This window comes from Kitasatospora sp. NPDC004531 (assembly GCF_053602195.1).
In genome coordinates this window covers 19,153-35,781 of record NZ_JBSGDD010000011.1, presented here as the reverse complement: position 1 = coordinate 35,781, position 16,629 = coordinate 19,153, and the positions used below count along the sequence as shown (strand labels likewise).

The 16,629-nt window shown below is 74.4% G+C and carries 7 protein-coding genes; all 7 read left to right on the top strand.

The window, feature by feature from the left end:
- Positions 1-10 precede the first annotated feature (10 nt).
- The 7 genes from ACWEMJ_RS07700 (at position 11) to ACWEMJ_RS07670 (ending at position 16,494) form a co-directional block, all read left to right on the top strand.
- The gene (locus ACWEMJ_RS07700) at positions 11-9,583 is read left to right on the top strand and encodes an amino acid adenylation domain-containing protein (RefSeq protein ID WP_452136054.1); all 9,573 of its coding nucleotides are present in this window, start codon (positions 11-13) and stop codon (positions 9,581-9,583) included.
- Between the two features lie 35 nt (positions 9,584-9,618).
- Complete coding sequence (locus ACWEMJ_RS07695; RefSeq protein WP_452136053.1) at positions 9,619-9,831, top strand: MbtH family protein; 213 nt, start codon at positions 9,619-9,621, stop codon at positions 9,829-9,831.
- Between the two features lie 65 nt (positions 9,832-9,896).
- Positions 9,897-11,720: an ABC transporter ATP-binding protein gene (locus ACWEMJ_RS07690; RefSeq protein WP_452136052.1), complete on the top strand. Its 1,824-nt coding sequence runs from the start codon at positions 9,897-9,899 to the stop codon at positions 11,718-11,720.
- Positions 11,713-13,482 (top strand): ABC transporter ATP-binding protein, encoded by a 1,770-nt coding sequence (locus tag ACWEMJ_RS07685; RefSeq protein ID WP_452136051.1) that lies wholly within the window; start codon positions 11,713-11,715, stop codon positions 13,480-13,482. The genes ACWEMJ_RS07690 and ACWEMJ_RS07685 overlap by 8 nt, the downstream gene beginning before the upstream one ends.
- Positions 13,483-13,568: 86 nt before the next feature.
- Positions 13,569-14,408, top strand: coding sequence for a siderophore-interacting protein (locus ACWEMJ_RS07680; RefSeq protein WP_452136050.1), 840 nt, complete (start codon positions 13,569-13,571; stop codon positions 14,406-14,408).
- Entirely contained in the window at positions 14,405-15,454 is a 1,050-nt protein-coding gene (locus ACWEMJ_RS07675) for a FecCD family ABC transporter permease (RefSeq protein ID WP_452136049.1), read from the top strand. The genes ACWEMJ_RS07680 and ACWEMJ_RS07675 overlap by 4 nt, the downstream gene beginning before the upstream one ends.
- A complete protein-coding gene (locus ACWEMJ_RS07670; RefSeq protein WP_452136048.1) occupies positions 15,451-16,494 on the top strand; it encodes a FecCD family ABC transporter permease in 1,044 nt (347 codons plus the stop codon). The genes ACWEMJ_RS07675 and ACWEMJ_RS07670 overlap by 4 nt, the downstream gene beginning before the upstream one ends.
- The last annotated feature ends 135 nt before the right edge of the window (positions 16,495-16,629 follow it).

The following is a 16,629-nucleotide window of genomic DNA, read 5'->3' as shown; positions in this document are numbered from 1 at the left end:
GAAAGCCGAGATGAACGACTTCACCCCGCACGACGACCCGCAGCAGCCGAGCGCCTCGCCTTCGGAACTGGAGGACGTGTATCCGCTGTCCTCGCTCCAGGAGGGGCTGCTGTTCCACGCGTTGTACGACGACGCGGCGCGGGACGTGTACGTCGTGCAGTCGTACCTGGACCTGGACGGGCAGTTGGACGAGACCGGGCTCGCCCGGGCGGTCGACGCGCTGCTGGTGCGGCATGCGAACCTGCGGGTGGGCTTCTGGTACGAGGACCCGCAGGACGTGGTGCAGTTCGTGCAGCGGAGCGTGCCGACCCCGCTTCGGGTCCTGGATCTGACGGACCGTCAGGAGGCGGACGTTCAGGCGGCGATGGACGAGGACTGGCGGCGCCCGTTCGAGCTCGATGTGCCGCCGCTGCTGCGGTTCACTCTGCTGCGGACGGGCGAGGGCCGGTCCCGGCTGGTGCTGACGTGCCACCATCTGCTGCTGGACGGCTGGTCGATGCCGATCGTGGTGCGTGAGCTGCTCGCGCTGTACCGGGGCGAGCAGCTGCCGCCCGTCCGCCCCTACCGCGATCACCTGGCCGTGCTGGCGGGCCGCGACACCGCCGCCGCCGAGGCGGCCTGGGCGGCGGCCCTCGACGGGTTCGACACCCCCCACCCGGTGGCCCCCGCCGTCGCCGGGGCCGGCGCCGTGGAGCCCGGCCTGGTCACCCGGGAGGCGGGGGAGGAGCTGACGGCCCGGCTCACGGCCGCCGCCCGCAGCCGGGGGCTGACCCTCGGCAGCGTCGCGTACACGCTGTGGGGGGTGCTGGTGGGCGCGCTCACCGGCACCACGGACACGGTGTTCGGCACCACGGTCTCGGGCCGGCCGGAGGATCTGCCGGGCGCCGAGCAGATGGTCGGACTGTTCATCAACACGGTGCCCGTTCGCGTCCGCCCCGGGGCCACCGACACCCTGGCCGTCGCCGCGGCCGAGGTCCAGCGTGCGCAGGCCGACCTGATGGACCACCAGCACCTGGGCCTGGCCGCCGTCCAGCGCGCGGCGGGCGTGGGCGGCCCGCTGTTCGACACGCTGCTCGTGGTGGAGAACTACCGGGGCGGCGGCGAGGAGCTGAAGGCCCGGCTGGCGCAGGGCGACGGCCCGACCGTCACCGCGCTCGGCGCCCGCGACGCCACCCACTACCCGCTCGGCCTGACCCTGCTGCCCGGTGCCGACCTGCGGCTCGAACTCGAGTACCGCCCGGACGTGTTCGACGCCGAGCAGGCCGCCACGGTCGTCGAACGGTTCTGCGCCCTGCTGGACGCCTTCGCCGCCGACCCGGACACCCCGCTCGCCCGCCTCGACCTGCTCACCCCCGCCGAGCAGCCGGCGATCACCGGCCCCGCCCTGCCCGCCGTGCCACCGCCCGGCGTGGACGACCTGCTGCGCGCCCGGGCCGAGGACACGCCCGACGCGCGCGCCCTGGTCGGCCCGGCCCTCGACGGCCGTCCGACAGACCGCACATTCGGCCGACTCGACGCCGACACCGACACGTTGGCGCGCCTGCTGCTCGCTCGCGGACTGCGCGCCGAGCAGATCTGCGCCCTTGCCCTGCCGCGCTCCACCGAGGCCGTCACCGCGCTGCTCGCGGTGCTGCGGGCCGGCGGCGCCTACCTGCCGCTGGACCTCGACCACCCCGACCGCCGCCTGGCCGACCTGCTGGCCGACGCCCGCCCGGCCGTGCTGCTCACCACCCGCGCCGTACTGGCCCGGCTGCCCGAGCGTCCGGCGGCGAACGTCGTGCTGCTCGACGACCCGGCGACCCTCGCCGAACTCGACGCGCTGCCCGCCGGGCCGGTCACCGACGAGGAACGCGGCGGCCCGATCGACCCCGCGCAGGCCGCGTACGTGATCCACACCTCCGGCTCCACCGGCCGCCCCAAGGGCGTGCTGCTCACCCATGCGGGCCTGGCCAACCTCGCCCAGGACCACCTGAGCCGCGAGTTCGCCGACGCCCTCGCCGCCACCGGCGAACAGCGCATCAAGGCCCTGCACACCGCCTCGTTCTCCTTCGACTCCTCCTGGGAGCAGCTGATCTGGCTGCTCGGCGGCCACGAACTGCACCTGCTCGCAGAGGCCGACCGCCGCGACGCCGAAGCGGTGGTCGAGTACGTCCGCGCGGCGGGCATCCACGCGCTGGACGTCACCCCCAGCTACGCGGCCCAACTCCTCGACAGCGGACTGCTGTCGGGCGCACACCGCCCGCCGGTGCTGCTGCTCGGCGGCGAGGCGCTGCCCGAGGCGCTGTGGACGCGGCTGCGCGCCGAGCCCGGCGTGACGGCGCTGAACTACTACGGGCCGACCGAGTTCACCGTGGACGCCCTGGTCGCCGACCTCGCAGACAGCGCCACGCCCACCGTCGGCCGCCCGCTCACCGGCGGCCGGGCGTACGTCCTGGACGCCCTGCTGCGGCCCGTGCCGGCCGGCGCGCCGGGCGAACTGTACCTGGCGGGCGTGCAGTTGGCCCGCGGCTACCTGCACCGGCCAGGGCTGACGGCGGGCCGGTTCGTCGCCGACCCGTTCGGCGGGCCCGGGAGCCGGATGTACCGCACCGGCGACCTGGTGCGACGGCGCGCCGACGGTGGCCTCGACTACCTGGGCCGCGCCGACGAACAGCTGAAGATCCGCGGCTACCGCATCGAACTCGGCGAGATCGAGGCCGAGTTGGCCGCCCACCCGGCCGTCGCGCAGTGCGCCGTGACCGTCCGGCGCGGCCCGGTGGACCGGATCGTCGCCCACCTGGTGCCCGCCGGCCCCGACCGCCCCGACCCCGCCGAACTGCACGAGCACCTCGCCGCCCGCCTGCCCGCCTACATGGTGCCCTCCGCGTTCGCCGTGCTCGACGCCCTCCCGCTGACCGTCAACGGCAAGCTCGACCGCACGGCGCTGCCCGACGACGCCCTCGACTTCGGCGCCACCGGCGGCTCGCGCGCCGCCGAAACCCCGACCGAACTCCTGCTGTGCGCGCTGTACGGCGAGGTGCTCGGCCTGCCCGAAGCCGGCCCGGAGGACGACTTCTTCCGGCTCGGCGGCGACTCGATCTCCTCGATCCGGCTGATCGGCGCCGCCCGCGCCGAAGGACTCACCCTCAGCCCCCGCGACGTCTTCGAACGACGCACCCCCGCCGCGCTGGCCGCCCTCGCCGACAGTCGCGAAGCCGCCGCCGCCCGGCCCGAACTCCCCGAACTGCCCGCCGCCACCGACGCCGAGCACGCCGCCGTCCGGGCCGCCGCGCCGCACCTGGAGATCGCGGACATCTGGCCGGTGTCGCCGCTCCAGGAAGGCCTGCTGTTCGAGGCCGAGTACGACGACAGCGCGGTGGACGTGTACACCGCCCGCGACGTCATCACCCTCGACCGCCGCCTCCCGCTCGACACCCTGCGCGCCGCCGTCACCGCCGTCCTCGACGCCCACCCCAACCTGCGCGCGGGCTTCCTGCCGGCCGGCCCCGACCGGCCCCTCCAGTTCGTCCCGCGCGCCGTGGACGTGCCGCTCACCGAACTCGACCTGTCCCACCTCACCGAGCAGCAGTTCACCGAGCGGCTCGCCGAACTGGTGGAACGCGAGGCCGCCACCCGGTTCGACCTCGCCAAGCCGCCACTGCTGCGCCTGCTGTCCGTGCTCGCCCCCGACGGCGGGCAGCGCATCCTGCTCACCAACCACGCGCTGCTCTGGGACGGCTGGTCCTCCGGCCTGTTCCTGCAGGAGCTGCTCGGCCGCTGCGCCGGGCTGCCGGTCGCCCGACCCGCGCTGCCCTACCGGGAGTTCCTGCGCTCGCTCGCCGCCCGCGACACCGCCGCCGACCAGGACGCCTGGCGCCGGGCCCTCGCCGGACTCGACGGGCCCACCCTGCTCGCCCCGGGCGCCCGCGAACGCGCCGGGCTGCTCCCGCAGTCCGTCACCGCCCGCCTCGGACGCGAACTCACCTATGAACTGGGTGAGTTGGCGCGGGTCCGGGGCCTGACCCTGAACACCGTGCTGTCCGGCGCCTGGGCGCTGCTGCTCGCCGGACTGACCAACCGGCAGGACGTGGTGTTCGGCGCGACCGTGTCCGGCCGCCCCGCCGAACTGCCCGGCATCGACGGCACCATCGGCATGTTCCTCAACACCGTCCCCGTGCGGGCCGCACTCGACCCGGCGGAGAGCGTCGCCGCGTTCCTCGCCCGCCACCAGGACGAGCAGGCCGCCCTGCTGCCGCACCACCAGACCGGCCTGGGAGCCATCCAGCGCGAGACCGGCTTCGGCCGCCTCTTCGACACCCTCCAGGTGCTCCGCAACACCCCCGCCGACGAGCCCGCCCGCGCCGACCTGCGCGAGCGCCTCGGCGTCCGCGAGGTGGAGGACGTGGACGCCGCGCACTTCCCGCTGATCTTCATCACCAACCCCGGCGAGGCCCTCACCTTCGAGTGGAAGTACCGCCCCGACGTCTTCGACCGCCACGAGATCGAACAGCACGCCGAGCGCCTGATCATGCTGCTCGCCCAGCTCACCGCCGACCCCGACCGGCCCGTCCGCAGCCTGGACGTGTTGACGTGTGGTGAGCGGGAGTTGTTGGGGGTGTGGGGTGCGACGGGGTGTGGGGTGCCGTCGGCTTCGGTGGCGGAGTTGTTGGCTGAGCGGGCGGTGCTGGTGCCGGGGGAGACGGCGTTGGTGTTCGGTTCGCAGTCGTGGTCGTATGCGGAGTTGGATGCTCGGGTGGACGGGTTGGCGCGGTTGTTCGCTGCGCGGGGGGCCGGTCCGGAGCGGGTGGTGGCGTTGGGGTTGCCGCGTTCGTTGGACATGGTGGCGGCGTTGTTCGCGGTGCTGCGGTGCGGTGCGGCGTATCTGCCGCTGGAACTCGACTATCCCGCTGAGCGGTTGGCGTTGATGGTGGAGGAGACCGCGCCCGTCGTGCTGGTCACCACCGAGGCCGCTTCGGCGCGGATGCCCGAGTATCCCGCCACCGTGCTGCTCGACGATCCCTCCGTGGTGGCCGAGTTGGCGGCGATGCCCTCCGGGGCGTTCCGGGTGCCGTACGAGCCGGATGCGGCGGCGTATGTGATCTTCACGTCGGGTTCGACGGGTCGGCCGAAGGGCGTGGTGACGCCCTATCGGGGTCTGACGAACATGCAGGTGAACCATCGGGAGGCGATCTTCGAGCCGGTGGTGGCGTCGGCGGGCGGGCGGCGGTTGCGGATCGCGCACACGGTCTCGTTCTCCTTCGACATGTCGTGGGAGGAACTGCTCTGGCTGGTCGAAGGCCATGAAGTGCACGTCCTCGACGAGGAGTTGCGCCGCGACGCCCAGGGGCTGGCGGACTACTGCGCGCAGCACGCCGTGGACGTCATCAACGTGACGCCGTCGTACGCGCAGGCGCTGGTGGAGTGCGGTCTGCTGGACGAGGGGCGACACCGGCCGGTGCTGGTCCTGCTGGGCGGCGAGGCGGTGTCCGAGTCGCTGTGGTCGAAGCTGTCCGACACCCCTGGCGTGATGGGGTACAACCTGTACGGGCCGACCGAGTACACGATCAACACGCTGGGCGGCGGCACGCTCGACTCGCCGACGGCCACGGTCGGCCGGCCGATCCGGAACACCGTGGCGCACGTTCTCGATGCTTGCTTGCGGCCGGTTCCGGTGGGTGTGGCGGGCGAGTTGTACGTGTCGGGCGTCGGGTTGGCGCGCGGCTACCTGAACCGTCCGGGCCTGACGGCGGAGCGTTTCGTCGCGGACCCGTTCGGGGAGCCGGGTGCGCGGATGTACCGCACGGGTGACGTGGTGCGCCGGCGTGCCGACGGTCTGCTCGACTTCCTGGGTCGCGCCGACGACCAGGTGAAGATCCGCGGCTACCGGATCGAACCGGGCGAGATCGAGGACGCGCTGGCCGCCCACGAGGGCGTCGCCCGGGCGGCGGTGGTGGTCCGCGAGGACACCCCGGGCGTCAAGCGCCTGGTCGGCTACCTGGTGCCGACCGCGAACGGCCTCGACACCGCCGAGCTGCGCGCCCGCCTCGCCGCCCGCCTGCCCGAGTACATGGTGCCGTCCGCGCTGGTCACCGTGGACGCCCTGCCGCTGACCGTCAACGGCAAGCTCGACCGCAGGGCCCTGCCCGCCCCGCCGAGCGGCCCCGCCGAGCGCGCCCCCCGGGATGCGCGGGAGGAGATCCTGTGCGGCGCGTTCGGCGAGGTGCTCGGCCTGACCGAGGTCGGACCGGAGGAGAACTTCTTCGACCTCGGCGGCCACTCGCTGCTCGCCACCCGGCTGATCGCCCGGGTCCGGACCGTGCTCGGCGCCGCCCTGACGGTCCGCGACCTGTTCGAGGCCCCCACCCCCGCCGACCTGGCCCACCGCCTGACCGGCACCGCCGGCGAGCAGCGCCCCGCACTGACCCGCCGCCCCCGCCCCGCCGACCTGCCGCTCTCGCACGCCCAGCGCCGCATGTGGTACCTGCAGAACCTGGACGGCGACGGCGCCACCTACAACGTGCCGCTGGTGGTCCGGGTCACCGGCCCGCTCGACCATGCCGCGCTGCGCGCCGCCGTCCGCGCCGTCAGCACCCGCCACGAGAGCCTGCGCACCGTCTTCGTCGAACGCGACGGCTCGGTCTTCCAGCACCTGCTGGACGCGCCGACCGCCGCCGAGGCGATCGAGCTGCGGCCGGTCGCCGAGTCCGCGCTCGACGCGGAGGTGCAGGCCGCCGTCCGGCGCGGCTTCGACCTGGCCACCGAACGCCCGCTGCGGGTCACCGTGCTCGAACTCGGCTCCGAGGAGCACGTGTTGGTGCTGCTCTTCCACCACATCGCGGGCGACGAATGGTCGATGAACGCGTTCGTGGACGACCTCACCGCCGCGTACGGCGGCGCGGAGCTGGAGCCGCTCCCCGTCCAGTACGCCGACTACACGCTGTGGCAGCAGGAGCTGCTGTCCGGCGGCCTCGCCGATCGCCAACTCGACCACTGGGAGCGGGCGTTGGCCGACCTCCCGGAGGAGCTCGCGCTGCCGGCCGACCACCCGCGCACCCCCGTCGCCGCACACCGGGGCGGGACGGTCCACGCGCAGGTGCCGCCCGCCGTGCACCGGGGACTGCGGGAGGTCGCCCGGGCCACCGGCACCACCACGTTCATGGTGCTGCGGGCCGCCGTCGCCACCCTGCTGCACCGGCTCGGCGCGGGCGAGGACATCCCGCTCGGCGCACCCGTCGCGGGCCGGTCCGACAGCGGGCTCGACAGCCTGGTCGGGTTCTTCGTCAACACGGTGGTGCTGCGCACCGACCTGTCCGGCAACCCGACATTCGCCGAACTCCTCGGCCGAGTAAGGGAGTTCGACCTCGCCGCGTTCGCCCACCAGGACCTGCCGTTCGACCGCCTGGTCGAGGCCCTCCACCCGCCCCGGGTGCCCGGCCGGCACCCGCTGTTCCAGGTGATGCTCGGCTACCAGCACAACGACGGCCGGGCGGGCCGCCTGCTCGGCCTGGAGAGCCGGATCCTGCCGTTCGACCTCGGTGCCGCCAAGTTCGAACTCGACTTCAACTTCGAGGAGTTGTCGTCCACCGAGACCATCGACCTGGCCCTCGAATACGCCGCCGACCGCTATGACCGCAGCACCGCCGAGGCCCTCGCCGAACGCCTGCTCGCCGTCCTCGCCCAGGTCGCCGCCGACCCGCACCGCCGCATCGGCGCTCTGGACGTGTTGACGTCTGGTGAGCGGGAGTTGTTGGGGGTGTGGGGTGCGACGGGGTGTGGGGTGCCGTCGGCTTCGGTGGCGGAGTTGTTGGCGGAGCGGGCGGTGCTGGTGCCGGGGGAGACGGCGTTGGTGTTCGGTTCGCAGTCCTGGTCGTATGCAGAACTGGACGCGAGGGTGGACGGGTTGGCGCGGTTGTTCGCTGCGCGGGGGGCCGGCCCGGAGCGGGTGGTGGCGTTGGGGTTGCCGCGTTCGTTGGACATGGTGGCGGCGTTGTTCGCGGTGTTGCGGTGCGGTGCGGCGTATCTGCCGCTCGAACTCGACTATCCGGCCGAGCGGTTGGCGTTGATGGTGGAGGAGACGGCGCCCGTCGTGCTGGTCACCACCGAGGCCGCTTCGGCGCGGATGCCCGACGTTCCGGGTGTGCCCCGGCTGCTGCTGGACGAGCCGTCGATCCAGGCCGAGTTGGCGGCCATGCCCGGTGAGCCGTTCCGCGTCCCCTATGAGCCGGATGCGGCGGCGTATGTGATCTTCACGTCGGGTTCGACGGGCCGGCCGAAGGGTGTGGTGACGCCCTATCGGGGTCTGACGAACATGCAGGTGAACCATCGGGAGGCGATCTTCGAGCCGGTGGTGGCGTCGGCGGGCGGGCGGCGGTTGCGGATCGCGCACACGGTCTCGTTCTCCTTCGACATGTCGTGGGAGGAACTGCTCTGGCTGGTCGAGGGGCACGAGGTCCATGTCCTGGACGAGGCGCTGCGGCGGGACGCGGAAGCGCTGTCCGCGTACTGCGCGCAGCACGCCGTGGACGTCATCAACGTGACGCCGTCGTACGCGCAGGCGCTGGTGGAGTGCGGGCTGCTGGACGAGGGGCGGCACCGGCCGGTGCTGGTGCTGCTCGGCGGCGAGGCGGTGTCGGAGTCGCTGTGGTCGAAGCTGTCGGAGACGCCTGGTGTGATGGGGTACAACCTGTACGGGCCGACGGAGTACACGATCAACACGCTGGGCGGCGGCACGCTGGACTCGGCGACGGCCACCGTCGGCCGGCCGATCCGGAACACCGTGGCGCACGTCCTCGACGGCCATCTGCGGCCGGTTCCGGTGGGCGTGGCGGGCGAGTTGTACGTGTCGGGCGTCGGGTTGGCGCGCGGGTACCTGAACCGTCCGGGCCTGACGGCGGAGCGTTTCGTCGCGGACCCGTTCGGGGAGCCCGGTGCGCGGATGTACCGCACGGGTGACGTGGTGCGTCGGCGCTCGGACGGTCTGCTCGACTTCCTGGGTCGCGCCGACGACCAGGTGAAGATCCGCGGCTACCGGGTGGAGCCCGGCGAGATCGAGGACGCGCTGGCCGAGCATCAGGAGGTGGCGCAGGCAGCGGTGGTGGTCCGGGAGGACGTGCCGGGGGTGAAGCGCCTGGCGGCCTACCTGGTGCCAAGTGAGGGTACCCTTATCTCGGCCTCGGCGATCCGTCGTTCGCTGGCCGCCAGGCTGCCCGCCTACATGGTGCCCTCGGCCTTCGTGGTCCTGGACGCCCTGCCGTTGACCGTCAACGGCAAGCTCGACCGCAGTGCTCTGCCCGCGCCGCGCGCCGAGCACCACGCCGCCGACGGCGAACGGCGCGCGCCGCGGTACCCGAGCGAACAGGCCGTGCACGCCGCGTTCGCCGAGGTGCTCGGCCTGCCCGAGGTCGGCATCGACGAGAACTTCTTCGACCTCGGCGGCCACTCGCTGCTGGCGATGGACCTGCTCCAGCGCCTGCGCGCCGACTTCGAGGGGGACCTCTGCCTGCCCGACCTGCTGGCCCGTCCGACCGTCGCGGCACTCGCCGACCACCTGGTGGACCGGCTGGTCGGGGCGGCCCTCGACGGCCGCCCGTCCTGCTCCGCCTGACCCCTGCCCCTCCCACCGATCAGGAGAACCGATCCATGGCTGCCACCAACCCGTTCGAGGACGACGACGCCCGCTACCTGGTGCTGGTCAACGACGAGAACCAGCACTCGCTGTGGCCCGCCTTCGCCGACATCCCGGCCGGCTGGCGCGCCGTGCACGGCGAGGACACCCGCGAGGGCGCCACCGCGTACATCGACGCCCACTGGACGGACCTGCGGCCCGCCAGTCTGATCGCCCGCACCGCCTGACCCCGCACCCGGAGGGGGCGGCACCCGGTCCCGGTGCCGCCCCCTTCCCCCACCACCCCCGACGGATGGCCGACCTCGTGACCACCCCTCAGCCCGCGCCCACCGATCCGCCCACCGACCAGCCCGACGGCGTCACCGCCGACCGGCTCGCCGACGACGACCTGCCGCCCGGCGCTCTGCCCGCCGAACGTCGCCGCCGCGCCCGCGCCCTGCTGCGCGGCTCGCTGCGCCCGCACCGGGCCACCGTCGCCGCCGCGATGGCCGCCGCCGCGATCCGCCAACTCGCCCTGCTGGCCGTCCCCTGGTGCGTCCAGCAGGCCCTCGACCGGGGCCTCCAGCAGCACGACGGCCGCGCTCTGGCGACCTGGTCCGCCGCCACCGCGCTCGCCGCCCTGGTGCAGTTCGCCGGGCTCTACGGCTGGCAGTACTGGGCCGGGTACGCGGACGCCAAGGTCGGCGCCGACCTGCGCGGGCGGCTGCTGCGGCAGCTGTCCGGCCTGGACCGCGCCGCGCTCGCCGAGCGCGGCCACGGCGACCTGGCGATGCGGGCCACCCGGGACACCGACCTGGTCCGCGAGTGGGTGCACGGCCTGGCGATCTGGGTGGTCCTCGGCACCACCTTCCTGACCGTGCTGCCCGCGATCGGCGCGCTGGACCTCCGGCTGCTGCTGGTCACGCTGGCCACGCTGCCGTTCCTGGTCTGGGTCAACGTGCACTACCCGCGCCGATTCGCCGCCGCCTCCGCCGAGTTGGCGACCGCGCACGGCCGCCGCGCCGACGCCGTCGCCGACCTGCTGCAACTGGGCACCGGCCTGCGCGGCACCGGCGGCCACCGCCCCCTGGTGGACCGCCACCACGCGGCCAGCGCCGAGGTCACCCGGCGCACCGTCACCGCCGCCCGGATCGAGGCCGGCTGGGCCGCCGTCGCCCCGCTCGTCCCGCGAATGGCCGTCGCCGCCGGCCTCGGACTCGGCGGACTCGCCGTGCTGGACGGGCAGTTGACCATCGGCGGGCTGGTCGCCTTCACCTCCTGGATGGCCATCGTCACCCTCGCCACCCGGGTCCTGGTCGACCGGCTGCTGGAACGCGGCCAGGCCGACGTGGCCGCCGCCCGGATCGACGAGGCGCTGTCCCTGCGGCCCACCGTCCGCGAGTCGCCCGACGGCGTGGACCTCCCTCCCTCGGGGGCGCTGGAGTTCGCCGCCGTCACGGCCGAACGGGACGGCAGGACCGTCCTCGGACCCTGCCAACTCGCCGTCGCACCAGGTGAGTTCGTCGCGGTGCACGGCGCGACCGGCTCCGGCAAGAGCACCCTGCTGCGGCTCGGCGTCCGGCTCGACGACCCCGACAGCGGCGCCGTCCGCTACGGCGGCACCGACCTGCGCGCCGCCCGCCTCGACAGCGTCCGCGAACGCATCGCCCACGTCGCCCAGCGGCCCGTGCTGCTCTCCGGCACCGTCGCCGACAACCTGCGGCTCGGCCGCGACCTCTCCGACGCCGAACTCCAACAGGCCTGCCGCACCGCCGCGTTGCACGACCAACTGGCCGCCATGCCCGACGGCTACGCCACCGAACTCGGCGAATCCGGCACCGTCCTCTCCGGCGGCCAGCTCCAACGCCTCGCCCTGGCACGGGCGTTGCTCGGCGACCCCGCCGTCCTGCTGCTGGACGACGCCACCTCCGCGCTCGACACCACCACCGAGGCCCTCGTTCTCACCAACCTCCGCACCTGGTCGGCCGGCACCCGCACCCTGCTGTTCGCCACCCACCGTCCGGCGGTCCTCGAACTCGCGGACCGCACCGTGGAGTTGACGGCCCCGGGCAGCCTCCCGCACGGGCCGCTCCCGTTCCTGTCCGATCCCACTTCCCTGGAGGCCCCCCATGGCTGAACAGCCGTTGCTGCGCGAGGAGGCCGCCGAACGCGGTGTGCTGCGGCGGGCCGTGCCGTACCTGCGGCCGCATCGGGGGCGGCTGGTGGTGGCGTTGGCGGTCGGCTTGGCGGATTCGGCCGCGCTGGTGGCGGTCGCGCCGCTGGTCGGGCTGGCCACCGACGGGCTGCTGGCGGGCGACCGGGGGCGGCTCGGATGGGCCGTCGGGTGCCTGGCGGTGCTCGGGGTGGTGCAGTTGGGGCTGGCCCGGGTGGGGGAGCTGCTGCTGATCAAGGGCGGCGAGGAGGTGGTGCGGACGCTGCGCGAGCAGGCGGTGGAGAACCTCGCGACCGCGCCACTGCGGTTCCTGGAGACGCACCGCAGCGGCGATCTGCTGCGCCGGGCCACCGGCGAGGTCGCGGCGCTGGCCGCGTTCGTCCGGCTGCACCTGCGCAACCTGGTGTCGGCGCTGGCCACCCTCGGCTTCACGCTGGCCGTGCTGGCCGGGTACTCCTGGCAGTTGCTGCTGGTGCAGCTGGTGGTGTTCGTGCCGCCGACGCTGCTGGTCACCCGCTGGTTCCAGCGCGACGCGGCCTCCGCGTTCGGCGGCAAGGCGAGCGCCGAGGCGACCGTCGCCGCCACCTTCACCGAGACCCTGACCGCCAGGGAGGCGCTGCAGACCTCGCGCGGCCTGCCCGGCTGGACCGCCCGCTTCGACGCCGAGAACCGGCGGGCCGTGCGGGCCGCCCGGCGCGCGCTGCGGGTGGAGAACCGGATCGACCTGGTCAGCCTGATCGAGGGCCTGACGCTGGTCGCGCTGCTCGCCGTGGGCGGCCGGCTGGTCACCGAGGACGCGGCGAGCGTCGGCACCGTCGTGGTGTTCGTGCTCGCCAGCCGCACCCTGTTCGACTCGTTCACCGACCTGTCGCAGCTGGTCGGCGAGGTCGCCACCGCGCGCACCGGCCTGGCCCGGCTGCTCGACCTGCTCGCCGCCACCGCCCCCGGCCGCCCCGTCGACCCGCTGCCCCGCCTGCCCGAGCACGGTGAACTGCGGTGCGAGGGCGTCGACTTCGGCTACCGGTCGGACGGCCTGGAGCTGCACGGCGTCAGCCTCGCCTTCCCGCCGGGCAGCCGCACCGGCGTGGTCGGCGAGACCGGCTCCGGCAAGACCACGCTGTCCAAACTGCTCTGCGGCCTGTACCGCCCGGACGCCGGCGCCGTCCGGTTCGCCGGCGTCGACCTGGCCGCGCTGCCCGAGGCGCAGCTGCGCAGCCGCATCGTGCTGGTGCCGCAGGAGGTGCGCCTGGTCACCGGCACCGTCGCGGAGAACCTGGCGCTGGTGCGCGGCGCCCCGGACCGGGCGGCGATCGAAGCGGCCGTCGACCGGCTCGGCCTGACGCGCTGGCTGGCGGCGCTCGGCGGACCCGACGCCGACGTCGGCCTGCGCGGCGCGCGCCTGTCGGCGGGGGAGCGGCAGATCCTCGGCGTGGTGCGGGCCGTCCTCGCCGCCCCGGCCGTGCTGGTGCTGGACGAGGCCACCGCCGACATCGACCCGGCGACGGCCGCCCGGCTGGAGCACGCGCTGGACGAACTGCACGCGCACTGCACGCTGATCGTGATCGCGCACCGCCCCGCGACCATCGCCCGGCTGCCCCGGGTGGTGCGGCTCGCGGGGGGCCGGGTGGTCGATGACGGCCGGGCGGCTGATTCCGGCCGGGCGGCTGATGACGGCCCGTCAACCCCGGACCCCACTACCCGCGAAGAAAAGGTTAGGCTAACCTAACTCCAAGCGTGCTGCCGCCCCCTCCTTTCCCCGAGGAGGCGGCGGCACGCGACTGCTCCGGCCACCACGACCGAACAGGCTGACCCATGACCACCACCGCCCCCACGACCACGCCGCTGCGCCCGCGGATCGTCCGCCACCCGCTCAAGTACCGCCTGCTGGACGTCGAACGGGTCGAACGGATCACCCCCGGCACGGTCAGGGTCACCTTCACCGGCGACGCCCTCGACGGCTTCTGCGAACAGGCCCCCACCGACCACGTCAAACTCTGCTTCCCCGCACCCGGCCGCGACCTGCCCGTCGAACCCGTGGTCGAGAACGACACCTGGATGGACGCCCCCGAGGAGCCCATCACCCGCGACTACACCGTCCGCCACTACCGGCGCGAGGCCCGCGAACTCGACATCGACATGGTGCTGCACGCCACCGGCGTCGGCTCCGACTGGGCCGCCGCCGCCCGGCCCGGCATGCGCCTGGGCGTCTTCGGCCCGCGCGGATCCGAGGAGATCGACCACGTCCACGACTGGTACCTGCTCGGCGCCGACGAGACCGCCCTCCCCGCCCTCGCCCGCTGGCTGGAGAAACTCCCCGACGGCGTCAAGGTGCTCGCCTTCGTCGAAGTGCCCGGCCCGGCCGACGAACAGCCGCTCCCCACCCGCACCGACGCCACCGTCCACTGGCTGCACCGCGGCGACGCCGCCCCCGGCACCACCGACCTGCTCGAACGCGCCATCCGCGCCGCGCAGTTGCCCGACGGACTCGGCTTCGCCTGGGTGGCCGGCGAAGCCCTCACGCTGCGCCCGATCCGCCGCCACCTGCGCGAGGACCGCGGGCTGACCCGCCACCAGGTCGACGTGGACGGCTACTGGCGGCGCGGCACCGCCAACCACGACCACCACCAGGACGAGCACACTCCGCACGCATGAACAACCGCGTCTCTGCCGTCTCCGATCCTGTTCCGGTGGTTCCCGCCCGCCGCCGCACCGGGCGCCGGCTCGCCTGGCTGCTCGGCTCGCTCGCCGTGCTGGCCGTCCTCGCCGTGCTCTCCCTCGGCGTCGGCGCCCGCACCATCGCCCCCGGGCAGGTGCTGCACGTCCTGCTGCACCGCGAACCCACCGCCGAGGACTGGATCGTGGTCCACCACTCGCGGATCCCGCGCACCCTGCTCGGCATCACCGTCGGCGCGGCGCTCGGCATCTCCGGCGCGCTCATGCAGGCGCTCACCCGCAACCCGCTCGCCGACCCCGGCCTGCTCGGCATCAACGGCGGCGCCGCGGCCGCCGTCGCCGCCGGCACCGCGCTGTTCGACCTGCGGACCTTCCCCGCGTTCGTCTGGTTCGCGCTGCTCGGCGCGGCCCTCGCCGCGCTCCTCGTCCAACTCCTCGGCGGCCGCGCCTCCGCCACCCCCGCCCGCCTCGCGCTGGCCGGCACCGCCGTCACCGCCGTGCTCACCGCGTTCGTCAACGCGCTGATCCTGCTCGACCCGCTCACCCTCAACCGCTTCCGCTACTGGCAGATCGGCACCTTCGCCGGCATCGACGCCGCCGCCGTCCGCCAGGTCCTCCCGTTCCTGCTCGCCGGCGGACTGCTCGCCCTCCTGCTCGGCCGGCCCCTCGACGCCCTCGCCCTCGGCGACGACACCGGCCGCGCCCTCGGCGCGCACCCCGCCCGCACCCGCGTGCTCGCCCTGCTCGCCATCACCCTGCTGTGCGGAGCCGCCACCGCCGCCGTCGGCCCCATCGCCTTCGTCGGCCTCGCCGTCCCGCACCTCGCCCGCCACCTCTGCGGCCCCGACCAACGCTGGATCATGCTCCTCTCCGCCACCCTCGCCCCCGTCCTGCTGCTCGCCGCCGACATCCTCGGCCGCCTCCTGCTGCGGCCCGCCGAACTCCAGGTCGGCGTGGTCACCGCGTTCCTCGGCGCACCGCTGTTCATCGCGCTGGTGCGCGGGCGGAGGATCGCCCAACTGTGACTCTCCTCAAGCTCGTTGACCGCCCGAAGGCGCTCCCCCTGCCCGGCGGGCGCTCGCTGCGCCTGCACCCCAGGGCCGCGCTCGTCGGGGCGCTGCTGCTGGTGCTGCTGCTCGGCGCCGCCGCGTGGAGCCTCACCGCGGGCGACTACCCGCTGCCCGTGCGCGACGTCCTCGACATCCTCGGCGGCGGCGGACGGCGCGCCGACCGCTACATCGTCATGGACGTCCGGCTGCCCAGGCTGCTCACCGCGCTGCTGGTCGGCGCCGCGCTCGGCCTCGCCGGGGCGCTCTTCCAGAGCCTCGCCCGCAACCCGCTCGGCAGCCCGGACGTCATCGGCTTCACCGTCGGCTCCGCGACCGGCGCGCTCACCGTCATCCTGCTGATCGGCGGCGGCGCCGCGTACGTCGCCGGGGGCGCGGTCGTCGGCGGACTCGTCACCTCGCTACTGGTCTACCTGCTCGCCCGCCGCGGCGGCACCCACGGCTACCGGCTCGTCCTGGTCGGCATCGGCGTCTCCGCGCTGCTCGCCTCCCTCAACGCCTACCTGATCGCCCGGGCCTCCTTCAGCGACGCCCAGAGCGCCGCGGTATGGCTCACCGGCAGCCTCAACGCCCGCGGCTGGCAGCACTGCACGCCCCTCGCGCTCGCCCTGCTGGTGCTGCTGCCCGGCGCGCTGCTGCTCGGGCGGCCGCTGCGGATGCTGGAGATGGGCGAGGAGACGGCGGCCTCGCTGGGGGTGCGCACCGAGACCGTCCGGATCCGGCTGGTGCTGATCGGCGTCGCCCTCACCGCCGCGGCCACCGCCGCCGCCGGACCGGTCCCGTTCATCGCCCTGATCGCCCCCCAGGCCGCCCGCCGCCTCACCCGCACCACCGGCCCCAACCTCCTCCCCGCCGCCCTCCTCGGCGCCCTCCTCCTTGCTCTCTCCGACCTCGCCGCCCAACGCCTCCTCGCCCCCACCCAACTCCCCGTCGGCATCCTCACCGGCCTCCTCGGCGGCGCCTACCTCCTCCACCTCATCACCCGCCACCGCGGCTGACCCCACCCCGGCCCGTCACCGCGTCCGCGCGGACCAGGGCGCGGGCGTCAGGTGAGCTTGGCGATCACCGCAGCCCTCGCTCGCCATCGATCGGCTGGAGGACGGTGCCGGCGGTGTGCGGGACATCGCGGAGAC